Source organism: Peribacillus sp. NPDC097198, from assembly GCF_044762055.1.
Lineage (GTDB): Bacteria > Bacillota > Bacilli > Bacillales > DSM-1321 > Peribacillus.
The window spans coordinates 1-22,864 of sequence record NZ_JBIWDO010000016.1 but is presented as its reverse complement, the minus strand read 5'-3'; the positions used below and the strand labels follow the sequence as shown (position 1 = coordinate 22,864).

General features: G+C 37.9%; 23 protein-coding genes and 1 other RNA gene. 10 read left to right on the top strand and 14 right to left on the bottom strand.

Annotated elements, in window-relative coordinates:
• Positions 1-118: 118 nt before the first annotated feature.
• Together ACIQXQ_RS19010 and ACIQXQ_RS19005 are read right to left on the bottom strand one after the other, a co-directional pair.
• Positions 119-2,176 carry a helix-turn-helix domain-containing protein gene (locus ACIQXQ_RS19010; RefSeq protein ID WP_402959515.1) on the bottom strand — a complete coding sequence of 686 codons (2,058 nt, stop codon included), beginning with the start codon at positions 2,174-2,176 and terminating at the stop codon, positions 119-121.
• A 230-nt stretch (positions 2,177-2,406) separates the two neighbouring features.
• Positions 2,407-2,673 (bottom strand): hypothetical protein, encoded by a 267-nt coding sequence (locus tag ACIQXQ_RS19005; RefSeq protein ID WP_402872829.1) that lies wholly within the window; start codon positions 2,671-2,673, stop codon positions 2,407-2,409.
• Positions 2,674-2,887: 214 nt separating this feature from the next.
• Here ACIQXQ_RS19005 and ACIQXQ_RS19000 point away from each other — a divergent pair, with 214 nt between their 5' ends.
• The gene (locus ACIQXQ_RS19000; RefSeq protein ID WP_402959513.1) at positions 2,888-4,216 is read left to right on the top strand and encodes a polysaccharide biosynthesis protein; all 1,329 of its coding nucleotides are present in this window, start codon (positions 2,888-2,890) and stop codon (positions 4,214-4,216) included.
• A 220-nt stretch (positions 4,217-4,436) separates the two neighbouring features.
• On the top strand, positions 4,437-4,628 hold the full coding sequence (locus ACIQXQ_RS18995) for a DUF3934 family protein (RefSeq protein ID WP_402872824.1): 192 nt from the start codon (positions 4,437-4,439) through the stop codon (positions 4,626-4,628).
• A 207-nt stretch (positions 4,629-4,835) separates the two neighbouring features.
• Here ACIQXQ_RS18995 and ACIQXQ_RS18990 read toward each other — a convergent pair whose 3' ends face one another.
• Together ACIQXQ_RS18990 and ACIQXQ_RS18985 are read right to left on the bottom strand one after the other, a co-directional pair.
• Entirely contained in the window at positions 4,836-5,201 is a 366-nt protein-coding gene (locus ACIQXQ_RS18990; protein WP_402872821.1) for a DUF948 domain-containing protein, read from the bottom strand.
• A gap of 105 nt (positions 5,202-5,306) precedes the next feature.
• On the bottom strand, positions 5,307-5,681 hold the full coding sequence (locus ACIQXQ_RS18985; protein ID WP_402872818.1) for a DUF948 domain-containing protein: 375 nt from the start codon (positions 5,679-5,681) through the stop codon (positions 5,307-5,309).
• Between the two features lie 210 nt (positions 5,682-5,891).
• On the opposite strand from ACIQXQ_RS18985, the gene ACIQXQ_RS18980 reads away from it, so the two are divergent.
• The 3 genes from ACIQXQ_RS18980 to ACIQXQ_RS18970 all read left to right on the top strand — a co-directional run bounded on the left by ACIQXQ_RS18980 (position 5,892) and on the right by ACIQXQ_RS18970 (position 7,271).
• A complete protein-coding gene (locus ACIQXQ_RS18980; protein WP_402959511.1) occupies positions 5,892-6,221 on the top strand; it encodes a four-helix bundle copper-binding protein in 330 nt (109 codons plus the stop codon).
• A 247-nt stretch (positions 6,222-6,468) separates the two neighbouring features.
• Positions 6,469-6,792 (top strand): hypothetical protein, encoded by a 324-nt coding sequence (locus tag ACIQXQ_RS18975; protein WP_402959509.1) that lies wholly within the window; start codon positions 6,469-6,471, stop codon positions 6,790-6,792.
• Between the two features lie 272 nt (positions 6,793-7,064).
• Positions 7,065-7,271, top strand: a complete 207-nt coding sequence (locus ACIQXQ_RS18970) for a YqaE/Pmp3 family membrane protein (protein ID WP_402873212.1) — start codon at positions 7,065-7,067, stop codon at positions 7,269-7,271.
• Positions 7,272-7,346: 75 nt separating this feature from the next.
• Here the strand turns inward: ACIQXQ_RS18970 and ACIQXQ_RS18965 are convergent, their stop codons facing one another.
• Positions 7,347-9,914 (bottom strand): DEAD/DEAH box helicase, encoded by a 2,568-nt coding sequence (locus tag ACIQXQ_RS18965; RefSeq protein WP_402959507.1) that lies wholly within the window; start codon positions 9,912-9,914, stop codon positions 7,347-7,349.
• Positions 9,915-10,328: 414 nt separating this feature from the next.
• Between ACIQXQ_RS18965 and ACIQXQ_RS18960 the strand changes: the two genes are divergently transcribed.
• Positions 10,329-11,267 (top strand): sensor domain-containing diguanylate cyclase, encoded by a 939-nt coding sequence (locus ACIQXQ_RS18960; protein WP_402959505.1) that lies wholly within the window; start codon positions 10,329-10,331, stop codon positions 11,265-11,267.
• 267 nt (positions 11,268-11,534) lie between these two features.
• Here the strand turns inward: ACIQXQ_RS18960 and ACIQXQ_RS18955 are convergent, their stop codons facing one another.
• Positions 11,535-11,714, bottom strand: coding sequence for a hypothetical protein (locus ACIQXQ_RS18955; RefSeq protein ID WP_402872807.1), 180 nt, complete (start codon positions 11,712-11,714; stop codon positions 11,535-11,537).
• Positions 11,715-11,728: 14 nt separating this feature from the next.
• The gene (locus ACIQXQ_RS18950; RefSeq protein WP_402873209.1) at positions 11,729-12,457 is read right to left on the bottom strand and encodes a type II toxin-antitoxin system SpoIISA family toxin; all 729 of its coding nucleotides are present in this window, start codon (positions 12,455-12,457) and stop codon (positions 11,729-11,731) included.
• Positions 12,458-12,700: 243 nt separating this feature from the next.
• Here ACIQXQ_RS18950 and ACIQXQ_RS18945 point away from each other — a divergent pair, with 243 nt between their 5' ends.
• Positions 12,701-13,786, top strand: a complete 1,086-nt coding sequence (locus ACIQXQ_RS18945) for an MBL fold metallo-hydrolase (protein ID WP_402959503.1) — start codon at positions 12,701-12,703, stop codon at positions 13,784-13,786.
• 38 nt (positions 13,787-13,824) lie between these two features.
• Here the strand turns inward: ACIQXQ_RS18945 and ACIQXQ_RS18940 are convergent, their stop codons facing one another.
• On the bottom strand, positions 13,825-14,781 hold the full coding sequence (locus ACIQXQ_RS18940) for a DMT family transporter (protein ID WP_402872801.1): 957 nt from the start codon (positions 14,779-14,781) through the stop codon (positions 13,825-13,827).
• A 274-nt stretch (positions 14,782-15,055) separates the two neighbouring features.
• Between ACIQXQ_RS18940 and ACIQXQ_RS18935 the strand changes: the two genes are divergently transcribed.
• The gene (locus tag ACIQXQ_RS18935) at positions 15,056-15,337 is read left to right on the top strand and encodes a YnfA family protein (RefSeq protein WP_402959566.1); all 282 of its coding nucleotides are present in this window, start codon (positions 15,056-15,058) and stop codon (positions 15,335-15,337) included.
• 25 nt (positions 15,338-15,362) lie between these two features.
• Here ACIQXQ_RS18935 and ACIQXQ_RS18930 read toward each other — a convergent pair whose 3' ends face one another.
• The 4 genes from ACIQXQ_RS18930 to ACIQXQ_RS18915 all read right to left on the bottom strand — a co-directional run bounded on the left by ACIQXQ_RS18930 (position 15,363) and on the right by ACIQXQ_RS18915 (position 18,080).
• Complete coding sequence (locus tag ACIQXQ_RS18930; RefSeq protein ID WP_402959501.1) at positions 15,363-15,980, bottom strand: NAD(P)-dependent oxidoreductase; 618 nt, start codon at positions 15,978-15,980, stop codon at positions 15,363-15,365.
• 66 nt (positions 15,981-16,046) lie between these two features.
• Complete coding sequence (locus tag ACIQXQ_RS18925) at positions 16,047-16,325, bottom strand: hypothetical protein (RefSeq protein WP_402872794.1); 279 nt, start codon at positions 16,323-16,325, stop codon at positions 16,047-16,049.
• Between the two features lie 314 nt (positions 16,326-16,639).
• Positions 16,640-16,827, bottom strand: a non-coding RNA gene (gene ssrS, locus ACIQXQ_RS18920) — 6S RNA.
• A gap of 74 nt (positions 16,828-16,901) precedes the next feature.
• Positions 16,902-18,080, bottom strand: a complete 1,179-nt coding sequence (locus ACIQXQ_RS18915; RefSeq protein WP_402959499.1) for an iron-containing alcohol dehydrogenase — start codon at positions 18,078-18,080, stop codon at positions 16,902-16,904.
• Positions 18,081-18,331: 251 nt separating this feature from the next.
• Here ACIQXQ_RS18915 and tatA point away from each other — a divergent pair, with 251 nt between their 5' ends.
• Positions 18,332-18,538, top strand: a complete 207-nt coding sequence (tatA, locus tag ACIQXQ_RS18910) for a twin-arginine translocase TatA/TatE family subunit (protein WP_402872789.1) — start codon at positions 18,332-18,334, stop codon at positions 18,536-18,538.
• Positions 18,539-18,914: 376 nt separating this feature from the next.
• Here the strand turns inward: tatA and ACIQXQ_RS18905 are convergent, their stop codons facing one another.
• On the bottom strand, positions 18,915-20,210 hold the full coding sequence (locus ACIQXQ_RS18905; RefSeq protein WP_402959497.1) for a protoglobin domain-containing protein: 1,296 nt from the start codon (positions 20,208-20,210) through the stop codon (positions 18,915-18,917).
• A 174-nt stretch (positions 20,211-20,384) separates the two neighbouring features.
• A complete protein-coding gene (bcaP, locus tag ACIQXQ_RS18900; RefSeq protein ID WP_402959495.1) occupies positions 20,385-21,779 on the bottom strand; it encodes a branched-chain amino acid transporter BcaP in 1,395 nt (464 codons plus the stop codon).
• A 454-nt stretch (positions 21,780-22,233) separates the two neighbouring features.
• Here bcaP and ACIQXQ_RS18895 point away from each other — a divergent pair.
• On the top strand, positions 22,234-22,864 hold a 631-nt coding region (locus tag ACIQXQ_RS18895), incomplete at its 3' end, for a DUF3900 domain-containing protein (RefSeq protein ID WP_402959493.1).

Here is a 22,864-nt window from a genome sequence, read left to right as displayed (position 1 = left end):
CCTCCTGCTTACTTCGGGGGCTATAGTCCAATTCCTTCCCTTTTATTAGAGTGTAGTGTAGGAATTGGACTCTTTGGCTTCAATGGAATTTAATGAGCGGAATTCGGCGTTTTAACCACTATGTATGATGAACCGTTTCATGTTTTTCCAACCATTTAAGCATTTTCATGCGAATTTTTTTTGATGGGACTTTAATTCCCCTCTCAATATTACTAACGTAAGGAGCAGAAATTTCTAGTTCTTCTGCCAATTGATATAGTGTAAGATTGAGCATTTTTCTAGTGTTTCTTATTTGCTTACCAATTTGTACATTCTTTTGGTTAGAATGTTTTTGTTCCGAATCATCAATAGTCTTTTTTTTCTCAATTGAACGATATTGTTCCATAATAATCTCCGGAGGTTCTATTAAAATCATGGAATTCAACCAAATATTCGCCCATCCTTTAAAATCCGCAATAGACTCGTCCCACTTTTCATAATGCCATGATGCAATTACTCCATCATCAAGTAACTTATCCAAAGCCTTTTCAAAACGTTCTCTCGTACGCGATGGAGTTCGAATATTCATCTCTTCCCCAATAGATTCCAAGAGCGTACTTGTTTTATTTGGCTGTAAAAAGGTTCCTTTTCTCGCTTGTGTCCTCCAACGCCAGCTTAAATATCTAGTAAGTCGTTTCTCCCACAGTTGTTTATAAGGGTTATATTGCAGGGCTTTAATTGAAAGAAGTGCAACCTGCCTGCCAGATCCATTCAAGAACTTCGCGAAAACCCGATCAATTGTAAAGGTAATCTTTTTCTTACATGTTTCCTCCGAAATGGAGTATTCTTCCCCCTTACGGTCGATAAAAATAAATGTCCGTCCTTGCAACCTTGTATGAACTGGTTTACCTTTTTCGTAGACGATCGCTTTTTGGATATTAATCCATATGCTTTGAATATTTGTAAGCGATTTCAAAACTTGTTCTCGTTGTTTCGCTTCATATCCCCCTCTTCGCCCATCTCCACCAAGTTTAGGTTTTAAGCCTCTTATGGATAGTAAATCACTCAGGTGAATTTCTATAATTTCTTCATTGTTTCTCGCCTTGGATAAAAACAGGCTGCAAAGGGCATCGAATACATCCACATCCGCATCCGACAATGATTGTACTCTGTTCCATGCTTCGTCGACTATACTCTGTTCCATATTTAGAGAGTGGTTGAATATAGGGATAATTTGTATAAATCCTTCTGTGTTTCCACGTAGAATAGGTGTTGATGGCCATGGAGCATTTCCGATTTTTTGAAAGTTCTTTTTATAAATGGCGTCTCTGACAGATTGGTACGGAGCACTATTCATTACCAGTAAATGGTCTTGGATAGTAAAGCTTGAAGAAAAATCCCTGATATTTGTTAATAATAAATCAGGTGTTCGAAAACCATCTTTCTTAATACAAAGAAGCTCTTCTATTTTTTTTACAGAACAAGATTCCAGATTGAAATGAATGATGATTAATTTAACCCATTCTTGTACATAGCCATTTACGATATCTATTAATTTCAATACAAAATCGGTGTCTTTAGCGAATTTATCCGTAAGTTGTTGATAGAATAGTTTATTCAGCTCATCATTATCCAGTCTTGCCAAATGATTAGTGCCTAACAAACCAGCAATTTCCTCAATAATCCAATCCTTTATCTGATTTCTAAACCAACTATAAAAATTGACCCAAACAGTCTCCTTAGCCAAAAAGGTATCTGTTTTTAATTTGTTTTCCATTTGATAAATGGAATCTTCAATTAATTGTTTATCATTAAAAACAGCCTCGCTTTTTGAAGACAACTTCTCATATCTGCTTATAAGGTAAAACACAACATTCTGTGCTATCTGTGAAACGGTTTCATTTCGTGCTGTAATCCTTAGTTTAAAAAACAACTCTTCATTTTTTTTGTATGCCTCTTCCCAAATAACAAAAGATGTACTAAACCCTTCTTTAAATGTTTGAAAACCTGTCCGGCCTTTAGCCTTATGAATGTGATACATTTTATGAAAATCATTATATTGGTTGTTTGATTCATAGATGCAAAGCACCAAAAAGTTATTTATTTTGTTTGACCAGGGAAGAGTTGGCATGTTACCACTCGACTGGCTATTTGGTCTTTTTGTTTCGTTTTGCTTACCATCTATATTTTTTTGCATGAATACCTCCCCATTGAAATACGTAACCGCTCAAGATTTACTATTAAGATATATAAAAATGAGATGTATAACATGGAGCTAATGAAAGAGCAGATAATACCCATCCTATTACATATATTCAATAAGCATTAACTTTACCCTTCTTTTGAACTAGAGTAATTAAAATTTTCTTGCCTGATTGCTTATATAAGAAAACGGATCAAAATAAAAACTCCTCAATTTAGAGGAGTTCATTCTTGTGAGAATTCTTTTAATCTAGGTAAAATAGGCACCAATATTTCATTTGCTATGTAATCCGTTTCTAAACCGATAAACTGTTTTCCGTCCAATTCAACAGATCGGGCATACTCGGGGTTGTTACAGAATATGAACGAGATAACTCCATTTTCTTCAGTCATGTCAACATATTTGAATGAAATATGATTTTGGGTCAAACAGCTTTCAAATGCAATACATAATTCGTCTAGGTTCGAATGGTCAATCGCTGAAAATTTCATTTTTAACATCTCCTCTGAATACAGGATAGCAAAATATTAGTTAGATTACAAAGGACATAACATAGTTACTTTTACACACTTTATCATCACCATGGCTACATGCTGTCATTTTGAACTGTATGGATAGCATGCCATGTCATGTCATCCTTCAATATGAATATTCCGGTGCCTGTCTCATATATTTATACAAACACCTTTTGAGGAGTGTGACAGCATGCAATCTTTTTATAAAGGAACGCTCATCTTGATAGTCGCAGCGTTTTTTGGTGAATGTATCGAGTTTTTTGTAAACATGATTCTCGCCAGGGAACTACAAGAGGAAGGCATGGGGCTTTACATGTCCATTTTGCCTGTATTCTTTCTGATATATGTAATTGCCAGTTTTGAATTGCATGTTTCGATTGCCAAGTTTGTCGCTGAAAACAAACCTGCATTACATTATAATTTACTGCTTCATGCCTTCAAATTGGCAACTGTGGTCGTGCTGATCATGTGTATCATCCTTCCTTTTATCCTTTCATTTTCTTCAATAATGGACGGGTTTCACCCATATATAAAATGGATGCTGATCAGTTTGATACCTATCGTCGCATTTTCCTCGATTGCAAGAGGTTATTTTATGGGTGTACAACAAATGAGCAAAATTGCAATCTCAAACTTTTTAAAGAAGATTTTTCAGTTCGGCCTGTTGCTCCTCATCTTCAACTTGTTTCAATTTAACCAGGAAAAGTCTTTGTTAATGGCCTTTTTCGTATTGGTAGGAAGTGAATTTCTTGTATTCTTATACTTGATCAGCATACTGATCCTTCAAGTTCGGATCATGGGGCGTGGTACGAATTTAAGGACCACAGGTAAACATGCCCGGCAAAAGCTTTTGGAGGTATCCCTCCCAACTATGGGACTTAGAATCTTTCATGCAATCACTAATGCCATTCAACCCTTTCTTATTCATGCTGCGCTTCTTTCAGCGGGGTTTGGTGCCGTTCTTGCAACCGAGCACTTTGGGATGTTAACGGGTGTCGCGATGACTATAGGTTTCTTTCCGGCATTTATTGCTCATTCTCTAATGATCATGCTTATTCCGACTGTATCGGAAGCTCACAAAAATCAGGATAAAGAAAAGCTTAGAGTCCTGTTACAAAAATCAATGTGGTTTACGGTTATGTATGGAGTCCCAGCCGTGCTCATTATCTATTTATTTGCGGAACCTCTGACAGCACTCTTCTTTTCTTCCACAACGGCTTCTCTTTATTTGAAAATGCTTTGCCCTTATTTCCTTTTCCACTTTTTCATCATACCGATGCAAGCCTACCTCATTGGATTAGGTCTAGTCAAAGATGCATTCATCCATACCGTGTGGGCGCATATTGTTTCCTTTACACTCATGTATATTCTTGGCTCTCAAGCTGTCCTTAATATGGAAGGCGTTATCTTGGGTATGAATACAGGTGCTGTTTTAATTACATTTATGCACTACTTAACCATCTGTAAAAAAATCGGGATAAGCCTCTGGTTGACGAAATCCAAACAAAACGTTTATTAATAATGGATTGTTTGGACAATTTGGTCATTCAAAATCCCAACCATCTTGCTTAATGCTTGTACACGTAACCTATTTCCAGAAACTGATCTATAAGGATTTTGAAAAATATTTGTCCCTTTTCCTGTACTTATGCCGCTATTTGATGTATATTTCAACATACTTGGGTATTAATCAAGCAATGTGGTTTAAACTAAGCATAGACTATTAATGGAGTGATTTCATGAGCAAGGCTAAAGCTAAGAGTGGAACAGGTAAGGGAACAGGAACAGGTACGGGCAAGAAGGGTTGGAATCGTTGGAAAACGGGAGCCAATAAGAAAAAGAGTGCCAAGCCGTACGTAAGTAAGGGCGTCAAACATGGCAATGATTCCAAAGCCAATGGTAACGATTCGAGTAGTAAAAGCGAGAAATAATTAATCCACGTAATCGAGTGGCTACAAATAAACTTTCTTGTCTCAGATTCTAATACGGGTTATTCATTCAATCAAATCCATAGAAGAAGATTGGACAATTAAATAATGAGATTAATAAAGGAAAGACACTACCCAATTTGGAAGTGTCTTTTTTGTTCTATGAGGTAAGTGAGATGTATGTAGAAAGAATAAGAAGAAGATTTTGTGCTATCTAATATTACTTTTGGGTTTAGTAGGATTGCTTTTTTTGGGTGAAAGCTTTGTATTATAGGTATTTGTAGCTTTTTTAACCGTATCCGTCACTGAATGAATGGCTTCCCCGACGTCTTGGGCCGAGTCGAATAATGGTTCCACTGTTTTGATCTTCCCTTTCACATCCACAGTGATATCGTTCGCTGTATGAATAAGTTGTTTTGATTCGGATGAAAGGTCCTGTATCGCTCCTCTCACATCAATCAATGTTTTATTTGCCTCCCCTAACGTCACCATCACTTTTTGTAATGTACCAATCAAGAAAACAACCAACCAAATGAAAGCCAATGCGATTGCTGCGACGCTATATTCCATAACCATGAAAAAATCCCCCTTAAACTCAAAAAATTCATTACATGCATATTGCCGTAGTTTAGATGTATATGTTAGTAATTCTCGGGGTGCATGGTCCTAATATGAAATCTTTTATTTGATTTTGATGTGTACTCCCTCTGGCTGGTTATTAGGAGCAGTCGGATTTGAAGGAATTTCTGAATCGGTCCTGCTTCCTTCTTTGATGGTACTGGTGACGTTATGAATCATTTCGCCAACATCTTGGGCCGATTCCAATAACGGATCTACATTACTCATTTTCCCTTTTACATCAACGGTAATTTGGTTCGCGGTATGGATTAATTGTTTGGATTCATCTGTTAACCCATGAACCGCCTTTCTTACCTCTTCTAGGGTTTTATTGGTTTCCTCAAGCGTACCCATTCCTTTTCGAAGCGTCTTGTTTAAATTATAAATCAAATAGACGACAGCTCCGGAAACACTAGCCACGCTTAATTTAATATACATGCAAGCAACCTCCTTTTCTTTAAATTTATGCACTAGCTTCCCTATTCATTCCGTTAAAAGATTTTGCTTGCCCTGTTCTTCTCAACCTGGATTTTTTGCTATGTTCGACTATGTCTGTACTTTATCTGTTTGGCTATTCATGTTTTGAAAATTGTTATTAAGGAAATAGATGTAGACAATATGAGATAACCATTAAGGAGGAACTTACCTATGTCACACGAAAATTATCAGTCAGTCATTCAAACTTTGCACGAATGCATGACTGCATGCAACCATTGTTTTGATGCTTGCTTAAAAGAAGAGAACGTAAAGATGATGGCCGAGTGCATCCGCTTGGATCGAGAATGCGCGGATATGTGTTCATACTTGGAACAAGCATTAGGAAGAAATACACCATTCGTTTCTGAATTGGCAGCTACCTGTGCTAAGATTTGTGAAAGTTGCGGGAATGAATGTAAAAAGCATGATCATGAACATTGTCAGAAATGTGCCCAGGCTTGCTTAACGTGTGCAGAAGAATGCAGGAAACTTGCAGCATAACTTCATATAAAGGGATAGGGTGCTCTATCCCTTTTTAATTTTGTTTTTTTCTTCCTAATGATTGATGTTAATTTATTTAAACTATACTTTGAGTTGAAAGATCAAATAATATATTCTACCGAGGTTCATGCTAAAATTATTGGTTGGCATTTCACTTGAATTCTCATACTTTGCATCCCTCCATCCTCAAAGTTATTAAACTTGGCTATTTTAGGAATACTAGTCTTAAAACAGGAGGGTAATGTGCATGGCAAATCAAAAAGTTTCCGGTGAGAACGATAAGGGGAAAAAAGTATCAACTATAGATAAGAAAGAGAAAGAAAACGAGGTAACTCGACTCAATCGATTATTAGGAGCCGTCATGAGGTATTTATCCGACGACGAGCAAGAAGAAATTGACATCGAGTACTTATTGGAAAATACGGATGGTTTGAGGGAATGGTGGGATCAATACCGCGAGCTTGACCGAAAACGGGTTGAAGAAAAAATTAAAAGTTCCCTTGCAGAGCTTCCTGTTGAAGAGTTGGAATTAATCCTTGAACAGATACGTAATAAAGTGAATGGAGGCTGATTGCTCACTTCATTGAAATAACTAGTAACGCAAGTGACTCTGTTTCATATATCCCTATCCTATGGATATGTTGTCCATATCTTTTTCTAATGGGTCAAATATCTTGGTTTCCCATTTCCCAGGCAATTCCCTAATCATATCAAGAACTTTCATTCGAAGGCTTTACGCGACAGTGGGACCTCTATAGAAAATTCCCAACCCCATTCATAGCACCGAAATAGGTTAAGTGTTATATTAGGGGTATCTACTTTTAATTTTGGAGAGTGATCAATATTCTATATTTAATCGCCATTCTTTTTCCTCCTCTAGCCGTCTTATTGGCCGGTAAACCAATTCAAGCCTTGCTTAACTTGATTCTCACCTTATTTTTCTACGTTCCAGGCCTAATTCATGCCATTTTGGTTGTTCATGACAAAAAAGCGGATAATCGAATGAAGCATCAAGCTGCCTTGATTGCAAAGTCCAATCGAAAAAAATGAATTCAACTCAAAAACCCCGTATATCTGCCACCATGTAAAGGTGTACCATATCCGGGGTTTTTCTTTATTATTTCCTTAATATTTTCGATTTTTTCTATGTCCATTATGATAACAAGCGTCACATATTTGAAAACGCGAGGTATCTGGAAGCTGTTTTCCACAGCGCTTACACTTTTTCTGATAATTGATTATTTCATCTTTCAACTGATCATGAACGCCATTACTGATTTCTTCCCGCACCCGTTCCCAATAGACAGCCTCGGTTCTCTTACCCATCCTATATAGAAACAAAAGATGAAGACCTATTGCTTTATAAGATAGTTCCAACTCCTCTAAGTTCCTAGTCCTTATAAAGGGATCGGGAAGTTCGCTACTCTCAGCAATTGCTTCTATGGTTTCTAGCCATTGGCGAATAAGGCGAGGTTCTTTTGCCGAAAAAGGTAAATGCAGGAAACCATATAGGTCCATTAATGAAAAACGAGCTTCGATTTCAGTCTCACGGATCAGTTCATAAAGCTCCCGCTCTTCCGAAAGTGATGCTTTTTTTGTTCCATTTGGCGGAGTGAACTTTTCCCATAACTCAAAGAATGTCCCTAAATTCCTGTAGTACTTCTGAAACCGTTCAAATACCGCAGAGGTCGGGGCAATCGTAAAGGTTTGAACCGGCTCATCTACCTGTTCAAGTAATTTCCTCATGATTTTTATGTCGCCCGTAAATGCTACTTTACCCGTATCATAAATCCCTTTTCTTCCAGCACGCCCTGCTATCTGTTTTACTTCTTGAGAAGTCAGCCTTCTTCTTCTCGTCCCGTCAAATTTCTCATTTTCAAGAAAAACGATGCGGCGAATCGGTAAATTCAATCCCATCCCAATTGCGTCAGTTGAAACAACGACGGATGTCTCCCCCCGATTAAAAAGCTCAATTTGCCTTTTTCTGTTTTCTGGTGGCATACTCCCATAAATCATGCTGACCCTATGCCCACTAGCTTGCACACGTGAGGCCGTTTCGAGTACTTGCCTTCTTGAAAAGCAAATAAGGGCGTCCCCTTTCTTGGTATTTTTCAATTCGAATTCTTTCGGTTCTATTTCTAACGGTATTTCCCGACTATATTCATAAATCTCCAAATCCGTTTCATCAAGTAAATTCAGCAACATCTTTTGAATATTTCTACTTCCTATAATGTGTACTTCTTTTGCATTTGCTTTCGTAATCGCTCTATACCAAGAAAATCCACGGTCCTTGTCCGCTATCATTTGAGCTTCATCAATGACAATTACATCATAGTAGTCCTTCTCATGAAACATCTCAACCGTACAAGAGATATGCTGTGCCCCATTTACCAGCTTTTCTTCTTCTCCCGTTTTTAATGAGCAAAGCACACCGTCTGCATTCAGCTTATCAAACACTTCCAGAGCAAGAAGCCTAAGTGGTGCAAGATACAATCCGCTCTCGGCCTTTTTCATTTTCTCCAGGGCCTGGTGTGTCTTTCCTGTATTCGTGTCTCCAACGTGTAAAATGTATTTGACCTTTAGTCCTAATGATGGTGTATAGGCCTTTCCAAAAATTTCGTCAAGGATTCTTTTCTCTTCTTCCTTCTTTCGAGCAGCTTCTGCCAGCGCTTCTGCTTTTTTTCGTTCCCTGGTTGCCTCGTCCTTTTCAAAAATCTCTTGATGAACAGATTCATCAAAGGGAATCTGGGCAAGCTTCAGTAAGTCAGATAGGTATTCTTCTTGAAGTTCGTCGAAACAAGCCTGTGACAAATCTGTCAAATCCTCTTGAAGTAACTCTTTAAGGATCTCCGGGGTGACAATATCCCCTAAGGTTTCTGAATAATCGTTCAACACTTCTGTAGTCAAGTTCTCAAGAACCTTTTTAGGTATATATTCAAAGATAAAGTCTAATACCAACCGTTCATAACGATAGAAATAATTTTCATACTCGTAACGACTTTTACCCCAATCAAAAGTAGAATGAATATCCCCCGTCAGTTCATCGAAGAAATCAGTCACCATAAGGTAATCGGTAGATTCGAATGATCCCTCCTCAATCAACCGTTCTTCAAGTAGATACGGTTCTACAGACTGAAATTTCGGCTTATTAAGAAGATCAGTGGCAATTTTGCCTGATATATAATAACGGACATGTAAATAAACTAGCAGAGAGTTATTTTCTAAAAAAGTGTACGCTTCATTTTCAAGCTTTTCCTGTACCAGCCACCGCTTATGTGCTAGCTTTTGTTCCTCTTGCCTTTTAAAGAAGACTTCCCTTGCGTTCACATATCTCTGTTCCCAATCTTGATCGTTTTCGGAAAAGGTCTCCTCCAGCCAGGATATTGTATCAAAAGGGTGATACGCCCTTAACTCATTTCGAAACAAATGGTTGATATGCTTATGATCTGTCCCTTCTGTAACGAATCCCCTGCCTTTTAAAAATACTTTCTTTTCTTTTCTCGGAACGTCATTGGACGCTTTATTTAACCAAACATTCATCCAAATCTGTTCGATATAAGACATCCGATCTGAAAGGTATGTTTCAAAGGTCGGCATTACATCTTTATTTTCTACATAGCGGTCGATATCTTGGAGTAATTTTTGCTTTGTCTGTTCAATTGAAAGTGGGTGTATATTTTCTAATTTTCCCATGATAATCCCCTTTTGAATCTTCTTATTTATTATCCTTTCCAAAATTTTTTTAAAAATCAGCACGATAAGCCATTTTATCGGAACTGTGAGAAAGCACAAAGGAAGTGCTATGATGCAAATAGTGATAAAATATGACATGTATGATAGATTAATGGTATTACTTCCATTACATGTACAGTAAATGGTGACTCTGTCTACAATAAGCTATGTAACTTCTACATTTATAATGATGGTTTAAACTAATACTAACAAATTTCAAGCAAAACTGTATCCATTTTCGTGATAGTAACCTCGAATTAGCAATGAGCTAACGCGACGAACATACCGTCATTTATATAAATAGATTCAACCCATGATAAATCACCCATATAGAACCCATCAAACAACCTGACTTATGGAAAGGGGATTCAGAAAATGATTCACCACGACATTAATTACTACAAGAATTTTGATTTCATCGCTAATGAAGTCTTAGAATTACTAGCTCATACGATTAAAGTCAATACATTCGTGCTCACGGTTTTCGAACAATCCCAAAGCTTTATCGTCAAGTCCTTCAATCGGAAAGCAAATCTAATCAAGACCGGCGATACCATACCCTTTAATGAAGTTCTTTGTAACCTGGTCGTCGAGAATAAAATGGAACCCGTAGTTATTAACGATATAAAAAATAGTATCCTGACATGTAATCACCCCATATTGGATAGGATTAAAAATGGATGCTACATGGGTGCTCCTATTAAAAATGAGGAGAAAATCATCGGAACATTATGTGCATTCGATATTAAACCTTATGAATTCAAAGAGTATGATGTATTGCTACTTAGCTCCTTGGCATCGCTGATCAGTCAAACGGTCATCATCGAGAATGGAATAATCAGGGATTCTTTGACTGGTCTCTATAACCGTAACTACATTTATAACTATTTTGAATATAATAAGGATGAAATTTATAAAGAAATGTCCCTTCTTTATATCGATCTCGACAATTTTAAATATTTCAATGATACTTTTGGTCATGATTTTGGAGATAGTGTCATTAAAAGGACCGCGGATTGTCTTTTGAAATCTTCACCTGACAATAGTTATGTCGCTCGAATTGGTGGGGATGAATTTGTTGTTTTATTACGCACTGAGGATAGTATAAAAAGCACAAAACAGACAGCCGAACTCCTTTTAAAACAATTATCTTCCATGCCTATCCAAGTCGGTGGGAAAGAACATTTGATTTCTGCAAGTATGGGGATAAGCGTTTACCCGGTCCATGGGGACGACATGGTTACGTTACTGAAAAAAGCGGACCATTCTATGTATGTTGCTAAAGGAGGCAAAAAACATATTGAATATTCTTAATTCAAAAAAGTGTGGATGATTGTAATCATCCACACTTTTTGTCCTTACCGTATAAAAAACCAACGTTTCGTTTTCAACTTACGCAAAACATTCAACAATTCAGCATTTTTTTTATGTATCCTGTTTTCGGATGGCGATGCTGAAGGGGCTGGGATGTCTACTCTCACAGGTTTCTTGTTCATATCTAAAGGACCCTTCCTATTTATCATTATAAAATAGTATATGCAGGTGCCCTTAAAATATCATCAATCCCAAGCCTCCTTCTTTCTAGAGGACATCCCTCAATTTGTTCAAACGTGTTGTCTTTTCTTTATGGTTCAGGATAACACGTTCATTTTGTTTCATCACCTTTTTTGTATGTGGACTTAAAGCCACATCGGGAATTTTGACCTGGGGTTTAATTACAGCGACGGAAACATTGCTTCCAGCTTTATCATAAATGCTCATTCAACCAACTCCCCTTAATTTTGTTTTATGACCATATCAAACATCATGATCAATAATGCTATTAATAAACAATCCACTTCTGACACGAAGCTTTCCGATCTTATCTCTAAAATATAAGGAAATGTCAAAACATTAACGGGCTGAAGCGCCATTTTCTCTTCATCATTGTAATACGTATCTTCTCTTTCCAATGTAGCACGGATCGTACTTCCAGACAAGGTCGGGTAAGCTTTTAACATCAAGTTCTTGTCTTGTTCCGTTTTAAAAGGAATAATTTTGACATTCATCCCTTCCTTGGCTGCATAAGCCTGAAGCATGATATGCAAGTAGGCCAGGTATTCCTCATTCGTCTGATAAAACTCCGGAATCCCTTCTTTTTTCAAAAGGTAAAACATATTTTTGACCTTTTCCCGATTATCCGATAATAACTTATCGCTTTCCGCAACCGCTTTAGTTGCATAGGAGAGCTCATTATCGCCAATTTTTGATATATACATGCTCAAAAATACGAACATATCTATCAGCACAAACAGAACGGCGACAATGAGGAAATTCTTCCACTCATCAAAAATGCTCGTCGGATAAAAACTCCAGTATATTAAAGCCCCCAATATGAAAATGACATACCATGTTTTTCGAATGGCTTCTATTTTCATGCTGATTTTATCTTTATACCTCCAGGATAAAACCACATAAACTAATAATGCAATAAATACGGCCCATACAAAGACTCTGAAAAACATCAACACTGTTTTTATCCTCCTACCCTTTTTTCAGCTTCTATAATTCTTATATAAATTATATTCAGGATGTCTCCCTCTTTTCCCTGCAATCAAAGAGAAAGTATAAGTGGGGATTGCCTTTTACATTTGCACTTGAACAGCGACCCTCACGCGTTTCATTCAGAACCACTCCAGTGAGTGATTACCAATTTTTATGTTATGATTAGTTCAGAATAAATCCCTAAATATTCAGGAGGAACATATATGCTGAAAACGTTAAGAATTTTCATGTCCATCCTATTAACCGGGATACTTTTTATAAGTCTTTATCCTCCACTAGGAAGACGTGCATCAAAGAAAAGAATCAAAAACTTCAGTACGAAAGAAAATTTTAAGAATGGGCAATTCATCAATCAAATTCCTGCGAGTCAGATGATGAGCCTTAAACATACTGGCTCCATACTTCGGGAGTATATGAAAGGAAATCCAAACAGACGACCTGCCGTTCCCATTTTGATTGATTCGACGGTCCGATCATACAAAGACGCCAATAAAATCACCTGGTATGGACATTCAGCCTTCATGCTTGAGTTGGACGGTAAAACTTTATTGGTGGATCCAATGTTTGGTAAAGCCCCTACTCCTTTTCCGATGTTTGGAAACAAGAGATTTAGCGGTGACTTGCCAATCGATTTGGAAAACCTTCCACCGATTGATGCTGTCATTCTCTCGCATGACCACTATGATCATTTAGATTACTATTCCATAAAGAAATTAAAAGATAAGGTCGGTCAATTCATTGTTCCCCTAGGGGTAGGAGACCATTTGGTGAAGTGGGGTGTATCGAAGGAAAAGATACAGGAACACAACTGGTGGGATGAAGTATTCTACGACGGACTCCATTTAGTCTGTACGCCAGCAAGACACTTTTCCGGGAGAAGTTTAAATGATAGAAATTCTACACTTTGGTGTTCATGGGTGATATACGGAAAAGAAGATAAGGTCTTTTTCAGCGGTGATAGCGGGTACGGCACACATTTTAGAGAAATCGGCGAAAAATACGGTCCCTTCGATCTTACATTAATGGAATGCGGACAGTATGATGAACGATGGTCCACCATTCATATGATGCCTGAAGAAACGGTCCAAGCAACTATCGACGTAAAAGGAAAACTAATGATTCCCATTCATTGGGCAGGCTTCACTTTATCTCTTCATGATTGGACAGAACCCATTGAAAGGGTGACAAAAGCTGCCAAGGAAAAAACCGTACAAATAGCCACCCCAAAAATCGGCGAGCCTGTTCACATTGGCGGAATGGAATTCCCTGACACAATATGGTGGAAATAAAATCAGCTTATCCCTTTATTGAGGATAAGCTGATTTTTTCATTTTACACTATGCTCTTTCTCATCAAAATGAAGTTTCATTTTAATAGGGTGATCTTTCCTCTCCCCAAAATAGTTGGTACCGAACACGCCCAGGATAATTAAACCTGAACCCACTATATCGAAAATCGTAATTTTTTCATTAAGAAAGAGTGCTCCTGCAATAATGGTCACCACTGTCGATAGATTTGCAAAGACACTCATTTGAGAAGCCTTGATTTTTGATAATATCGTGTTCGAAAGCATCGACGTGACCAACGAAGCCAAGATTCCTAAATATAAGATAGAACCGACAAATTCCATACTTGACCATGGTGAAATGAATTCCGGCATCGTTCCCTTGCTCATATGAGATATGATTGCAGCCAGGTTAAAAAGGATGAAACCTGTTCCCATCATGAAAAAGGACATTTCACCAGGCGTATATTCCTTTGCCAAGGACCGTGTCATCGTCGTATATCCTGCTGTCGCTAAACAAGATAGAAGGATTAATCCCATACCGAGCAAATCAGAGGCATTCATCGTACTTCCTTTCATAAGGAAAATGAAAATGACCCCTACTACCGATAAAACAATAGAGATGTTTTGATAAAGAGAGGTTCTTTCCTTTAGAAAGTATCCCGCAATGATGACTGTAATGATTGGGGTGATAGCCGATAAGATTCCGGCATCCGTGGATTGGGAATATTTAAGTCCGAAAGTTTGAAAGACAAAGAAAAGGGTGGGAAACATTAATGATAATGGAAGCAGTTTTTTGATTGACTCAATTGTATAGCTCACCTTAATTACTTTTAGTGCGACCAGAACTAATATAACGGCGAAAGAAATGCTGAAACGGAACGCCAACGTATCAAGTGGGTTCGATTCGGCGATTGCCATCTTTGTAAACAAAAAGGATAAGCCAACAATGCTGGCATGCAATATGGCTAGCATATAAGCATATGATTTGGTTTTCATGGTTGCATCTCCTTAACTAGGATACTATGATTCCGTTTTAGTTCTAGTACCCTTTGTACTTGAAATGCAATCCAATAATTCATTTGAATATTCATTGGTTAGAATTCAGTGAATGACCCATGGATCGAAGAAAAGGAGATGGAGTTGATGCTCCTAAAACATAGGTAGCAAAGTCTGCCAACGTTATACAAGTTATGATAGAATTCAATGAAGAAAGTGAGGGATACATATGATTGTGACCATCCTTATATTTCTTATGGCTGGTCTGGCCTAGATTGGTGGCGGATATCTTATCTGGATGTGGCTACGAGAAGGAAAATCCATTTATTTTGGATTGGCCGGAGGAATTGCACTTATTTTATATGGCATAATTGCCACATTTCAAACATTCCCTACTTTTGGACGTGTATATGCAGCATATGGTGGCGTTTTTATCGTATTATCGGTTTTATGGGGATGGGGAATAGATAAGAAAACACCTGATTTATATGATTGGATTGGCGCTATCATTTGTGTAATCGGGGCATCCATCATCCTATGGGCACCAAGAAACTAAAAAAACTAAAGGGCTAATAACCCCTTTAGTTTCCTAAAGCAACAGATTGATTTAAATATTTATCTTCCGTGAGTGCTCGTGTTATGAAATCGGCAACATCTGCACGGGAAATGCTACGGCTTCCTTTTGGTACACCTTGATGCTCTTCCCGATACGAACCAGTAGGCGGATTATCAGATAACCCCATCGGTCTTGCCACGGTCCATGTCAAATTGTTTGCTTTAATAACATCCACTGCATTACGATGATCTTCCAATACATTCCCCAACATCTTCATTGTCAACTTCCCAATCAATCCTGGGATTTCTTTTTCAATACCCGCTGACGCCATATAAATGATTCTTGAAACATTGTTGACTTTCATTCCATTGACAATATTCTGCGTCATTTCATGTAGAACGGTCGTCTTTCCCAACCCACTGCTTGAGCCTAGGCATGATATGACCACATCTTGGCCCGATATGGCCTTTTGTACCGCCTCTTCTTCTAGAGCATCCCCTTGAACGATATGCAAGTTCGGATGATTCAATTGCAGCTTAGTCGGGTTCCTTACAAAGGCTGTTACTTCGTGCTGTAAATTTAGTGCTTGCTCCACAACCAATTTTCCTGTTTTACCTGAAGCCCCAAATACGATTATGTTCATGTTTTATCCTCCAAATGAAATGATAGAGTTAATCATAACACTGACCGGATAATTTATCATTACGTTTTACTCTAAAGTGATACTAATCATACAATACTCTGTTAATTTACTTTCTTTACTGAATTTAGTGCTGCATTGCTGAATTTTTCTTGTATGAACCATATCGCTATCGCTGCGATAATACAAGGAATGGCAAAGGCCAAGAAATTGACCTGAAGGGACAATTTCATTTGGGTAATACTGTGATACATAGGCATTCGTAATGATTTGTGTACCTGTTGTCGTTCCCCCTGCCATGGCTAGGAGCAAATAAAGCATGAACATGCTTGGTTTAAAGCTCAACATCGTGAGTGTCCCGAACCCCAGGATTAAAAAGGAGAAGAGTACGACTTTTGAACCAAAATGATCCGCAAGTTTACCTCCAACTATCGCTTTATATAAAAGCACTTTTGAATTATGTAGGAAAAAAGAGTTAAAGCATTTATGAGATTTTACATAGAAATTAACTCTTTGAATACTGTCCTATAATACCTCTAAAAAAACGCCTCGAAGATCTTTTATTATATAACATTGCCTCTGTTTATTAACCTTCGCTTAATTAAGTTGAACAATTACAAAAGACCAGCCCCCATTAGGGACTGGTCTCAAATTGTAAAGGTTATAAAGCCGCCATTGCCGTATTTCAGTAAGAAAGTTTTAAACCACCACTCCTCAAAGTGGGTGTTTGCAAAAATTTTCCTGTTTTCCAAGTCAGTGACGAGGCATAACATTCCAACCTTGATATAAAACTCCCTATTACAGCTTAAAGGTTAAAACTTAATTATCATTACGAACAACGCAGCTTATGTATTTATAATACCTAAAGATATCTTAAGTTGCAAGGTCAAAAATTTCCATCCACTACATTTCGTGCAATAAATTTTATAAAGGCTCAGTAATACGACCATTAAAAGCCGATTGATAAATGGTTCGAATATCTTCTTTTCCCAGTGGCATGGGGCTTCTCGCTAATAGCCTTTTTTGCTTTTCTCCATCCTCCACCAGCTTGTCTATTGCGTTTTCAGGAATATCGAAATCACCTAAAGTAGTTGGGATTCCTATATCTTGAACCAATCTTTTAATTTCTTCAACACATCTAAGGGATGCCTCTTCTTCGGATAAGTAAACAGAGCTTCCACCCATGGCATTTAATAAGTCAACCATCTTTTTCGTACAACTTTTTCTAATATAGCCCATAACATACGGAAGCAGGACGGCATTGGAGTCACCATGTGATAGGTAAAATTGGCCACCTAGCGGATAGGCAAGTGCATGTACTCCCGCTACGCCAGCATTAAAAAAGGCAAGGCCGGCCATATAACTTCCCTGGCTCATGTCTGTCCTTGCTTGTTGATTATGCCCATCCTGAACGGCAGTACGAAGAGATTTGCTAATGAGCCTGACAGCGTGCAATGATAAGGCTTCAGTCGTAGGGTTGCTATTGACGGAAACGTAGGCTTCTACTGCATGAGTTAGAGCATCGATACCTGTTGCAGCTGTTATATGTGGTGGCACGGATACAGTCAGTTCTGGATCCACTATGGCAGCGTCCGCCAATAAAAAGTCATGGGTCACAACATCCTTGGTGTTTCCAAGAGAAAGCACGGCAATATTGGTTACTTCAGAACCCGTTCCCGCTGTGGTTGGGATTAATATTTTGGGAATCCCTTTTGCAGTAATCTTCCGTGTTCCCGTTAGGTTCAGGTAATCTGCCACAGATCCTTCATGAACAGCAAGAACCGCAGCCAGTTTCGCTAAATCCAGAGCACTGCCACCACCTAGACCAATGATAAGATCGAATGGATGCTCCTTTATATAGCTAACCAGTTTTTCTCCTGATTCTAAAGGGGGTTCAGGAATCACTTCTGTATATAATTGAACGTGATACCCTGCTTCTTCCAATGGGAAAGTAATCTTATTCGTCACTCCTATTTTTATAAGCACCGGGTCCGTGATGATTAGAATACTGGAGATGTCATACCTCTTCACTTGAGGAATAAGTTGTTTCAATGACCCCCAGCCCACATGACTGAGCGGGGTAAAAATAAGTGTACTGGACATATAAACACCTCCAATCCAATATTTTAATCCATCATGTAATTTAATGGTAACACAAAATATGGTAGGAAGATAAAGTTATGATGAGGGAAATCGAACAATCAAAGAATTTAGCTTGCAAGCAGAGAATAATATGGAGGCAATATGTTTAGATTATAAGCAAATAAGGCTTACAATTAATAGTAATTAACCTTTGCAATTGACGGTGTGAAGTCTATAATATTAGATATCAATATTTTTAGGGGTGACTATCTATGTTTTCAAATATTGGAATACCTGGTTTAATTATAATCCTTCTATTAGCTTTAATGGTCTTTGGCCCAAGTAAACTTCCTCAAATCGGACGTGCTGTCGGCACTTCGCTTCGTGAGTTCAAGGATGCCACAAAAGGAATCACCGATGATATACAAGCCGATTTCAAAGAAGACGTACAAGCTGCTAAAAAAGAGTCCATTAAATAAAAAAATGCATAGAAAAAGACGCCTGCACGCAGCAGGCGTCTTGATGCGTTTGTGGCGCAAAACCGTCAGGCCACATCCCGACGTTTAGCTAAAAGCATGTTCTACGGCTTACACAAATTAGCTCATCGCTTTATTAATATAACATTAATCTGAAATTATTACAAGTAAATATTTCAAACTTTTCTATTCTTAATATAGTACACTTACTAAGTAGCACATGTACTCACTCATTTCCTAAAAAAGAAGGAAGTCAGAATCCTTTTCTAAAAAAGCGTTTTAGAGGGGGTTACATTTCATGATTTGCTCCCTCCCTTTTACAGGCTATTGGTCAAAAAGGAATGAATCTAGCAGATTCCGTATCTTTTCTATCATGATCTTATAAATTCATTGTCATTGTTGTTAATTCCTCCGAGGATACCGCCACTTGATCGAATGCTTTACTGATTCCATCGAATATTTCGTTAAGCTCGTTCATTTCTTTGGCGACTTTAATGTTTTGCTCTTTGACAGACAGCATGGCCTCCGCAATATCAGTAAAAAATAATCCAGTTTCCTTTCCTTGTTGCGTACCTTGAATAATTTCATCACTCACGACAGCAATGGATGTATTCATCACATTTGTAAAGTCCCCTATTCCGTTTACCAATTTTGCCACTTCAGTAACGGACTTTTTCGTGTTTTCCGATAGCTTTCTAACCTCACCAGCCACCACCGCAAAGCCTTTACCATGTTCACCTGCTCTAGCTGCCTCAATTGCTGCATTCAAAGCTAAAAGATTCGTCTGTTCTGCGATTGAAGTAATGATTGATACAATTCTTTCAATTTCCTTGGATGTATTGGATAGCTGCTCCATATCCTTTGAGATAATAATTATTTGCTCTTGGGTTTTAACCATCCTTTTTTCGAGCCCCTTTAAAAGTTCAACCCCTTCTTTGGATTGCTCTTCTGTCCTGATGGCGGTATCGGATCCCTTTTGGGTAACAACTTGGATATCCATTACTTTATCCGCCATTAATTGAGTGGCGGAACTAGTCTGTTGACTGATGGCAGACAATTCTTCTGCATTCCGATTGACTTGTTGTTTAATCATTTCCTTATCACCCTGGATTTGTTGGCGAATTCTCTCATTTTCAAGATCATATGCTTCTAGAACGATTTGTTGTTCTAAATTCATGATTTTTGTGACAGCCAAAATCGTGTCCTGGTATAGTTCTATGTCCTTGATATGAGTCATCACTTGGAGAATGATTGACTGAAGCAAATCCTGAAATGCACTCAGATACCATTTTGGCTGCAAGCCAATCCTTACATGGACATGTGCAATGATATAACGCTGTTTAATATATTCATCATCGATACAACCACTAAACATTTCAAACATATGATGGTGTAACGTCGTCTTCAACCGATCAACCGAACTGTGCTTATTAATCACCTGCATTAAAGAGGGTTCCTTTTCTAAGTTTCTGTAGAAATTGTCTACAATTTTAATAATATGTTCCTTCACATCGTCCTGTAATGAACGAATAACACAGAGATCCTTTGTAGTTAAATGAATCATGTCTATTTGGGTTAACACACCTGAATGGTTTTTAATTTGTATACCAACTTGATCCTTATACTTCATATAATCAATATCATTGGTAAGGTTATTTTTCCATATGATTTTCATTAAGACTTGCCTCCGGATATCTGCTTTCGATTTATGATAGTAAGTCATATTCTATGTTAATATTAAGCTATTTTGATGAAAATTTCCTCATTTTTGAACATATTTTCACATTACTTTAGGACTATTTTTGGTATTGCCCTAAAAAAAAACACTCCGTAAGAGTGTTTTTACGATTTATTGATTCAGATTGGAGTGTTTTCGTGAATATACAAAGTACACGATAATACCGAGGACCATCCAAATCAAGAAACGAATCCATGTATGGCTCCCTAATTGGAACATCAGAAACACACAGAAAACGATTGCCGATCCTGGTACGAGAGGCACCCATGGGCAATAAAAAGCACGTTTCAAATCTGGTTTGATTTTTCGTAATACGATGACTGCAGCGGATATCATAGTAAACGCCGTTAGTGTTCCTATATTGACCAACTCAGCTAAATCACTCAATGGAATAAATGCACCAAGCAAAGCGGCAATGATTCCGAACATCCAAGTAACGGCATAGGGCGTTTTATATTTCTTGTGCAGTTTAGATAATGACTTCGGCATTAAACCGTCACGCGACATCGCAAACATGATACGGGATTGTCCGAATAACATAACCAGGATGACCGTCGTCATTCCAATAAAGGCTCCAACATCAATGAATCCCGCAATCCAATTTTGTCCTACAACTTGTAAAACCAAAGAAATTGGATGATCCAACGCAGTTCCGAATTGTGCATACGGTACCACACCAGTCATGATTAAACTAACAACCATATATAAAGCAACACAGATGATCAATGAACCAATGATTCCTCGGGGTAAGTTTTTTCCGGGATTTTTCGTTTCTTCAGCTGCGGAAGCTACTGCATCGAATCCGATAAACGCAAAGAACATCAATGCGGCAGTTGAAAACACACCACTTATTCCAAATGGCATAAATGGTTGCCAATTCTCTGGCTTCACATAGAAAACAGATGAAATGATGAACAATGCTACAACAATCAATTTAATGATGACCATGATGTTATTCACTCGTTTGGTTTCTTTGGTACCTCGGGAAATTAATAACGTGATTGCTATGACGATTAAAAATGCCGGAAGGTTCATATACGTTGTTGTGCCTTCAATAGAACCAGGTGCTGCAGTAATCCCTTCTGGTAAGTTAATCCCGATTCCATGTAAGAACGATTGGAAATAACCAGACCAACCGGCGGATACCGCGCTAACTGCCAAGAGATATTCAAGAATTAGGTCCCACCCGATAATCCAAGCAGCGAATTCACCAAGTGTTGCGTAAGCATAAGTGTAAGTCGAACCCGAAACTGGAACGGAGGATGCAAACTCAGCATATGAAAGAGCGGCAAATAAACAAGCTAGACCTGCAATGACAAATGAAAGGGATAGTGCAGGCCCGGCGTGGACCGCTCCAGTACCCGTCAATACAAAAATGCCTGTCCCAATAATGGCGCCTATACCTAGCATCGTTAAATCCCAAGCACCTAGCTCCCTCTTCAAACCATTGTTATTGGAACCTGTGTTCAATAAGTCCTCGATGGACTTCTTTCTAAAAATGCTCATCTTTTCTCCTCCATAAAAAATAAAAAACATTCGATAAGTAAATAATAGAATGGCTAAAAATATTGTTTAGTTAAGATAAATTTCGACAAACCTCAACAAATCCTGAATTATCAGACTTTCAAATTATACGCATTACCCTTTTACCCGTCAATGGTTTTATTATTGTAATAGTATAATTTTTAAAGAATACTATCTTATTTTCATTAAAGCTTACAAGATTTATATACACTATTAATATACTCACAAAATATTAGACATTTGATATTTCTTAATTATAAGGTAACTTTCACTAGTAATATGTTTAAATTTACTTCATTACAGGGCTCACCTTCGGAGCATAATGTCCTAATAGCATGTTCAAGGTGACTAGATTAATATTGACGGATGAGACTGGCATCTCTATACTTATTAAGTCTTAAAAGAGGAAATATATATAATGGAGTAGGTGACTTTCATGGATTTTGCGATTACCTATCTGTCTTTTTATTTAATACAAGTCGAAGGAAAAGGCGATCAGGCGGACAAACGTTTTAAACACTTTCAAACACTTGATACCCAGGAATATGAAGATAGTCCTTTAAAGGATTTTCTAGATGGTGAATTGATGAAAATCTCCAAACGAAAAGTGGACCGTCATCCTAAAACTGAACAAATTCCGACGAAAATCGGTTCATTTATAGTAGAAGAAGGTCATGCGCTCGACTCAAACCCGAATTACAATGCATTCAATCGAGTCCGATATGCACGATCAAAAGAAGAGTTTCAAAAGGAAAATGAACTTTTTGCCCAATCTTATATAGATACAAGTGCTGTACGTGGCGGGGTTTTCCTTATTGCTTCGGCTAAGTTGACGCAATATCTTGATGAACCTTTCATCTTTCTATTGAAATGTGATTTCGAGCCAAAAGTCGCTTCCATTTCCGACGAACGAACATTAATTCGACATGTGGAAATGGCCATTACCACAAAAAATATGAAATCGATTCAGTACCCCTTCATGCCCGAAGAAGGAATTGTCGAAGAAGGTGAACTGAAAATCCATCAGGCTTCACATGCCCGCTACTTCGAGGATTTCCTTAAGTTCG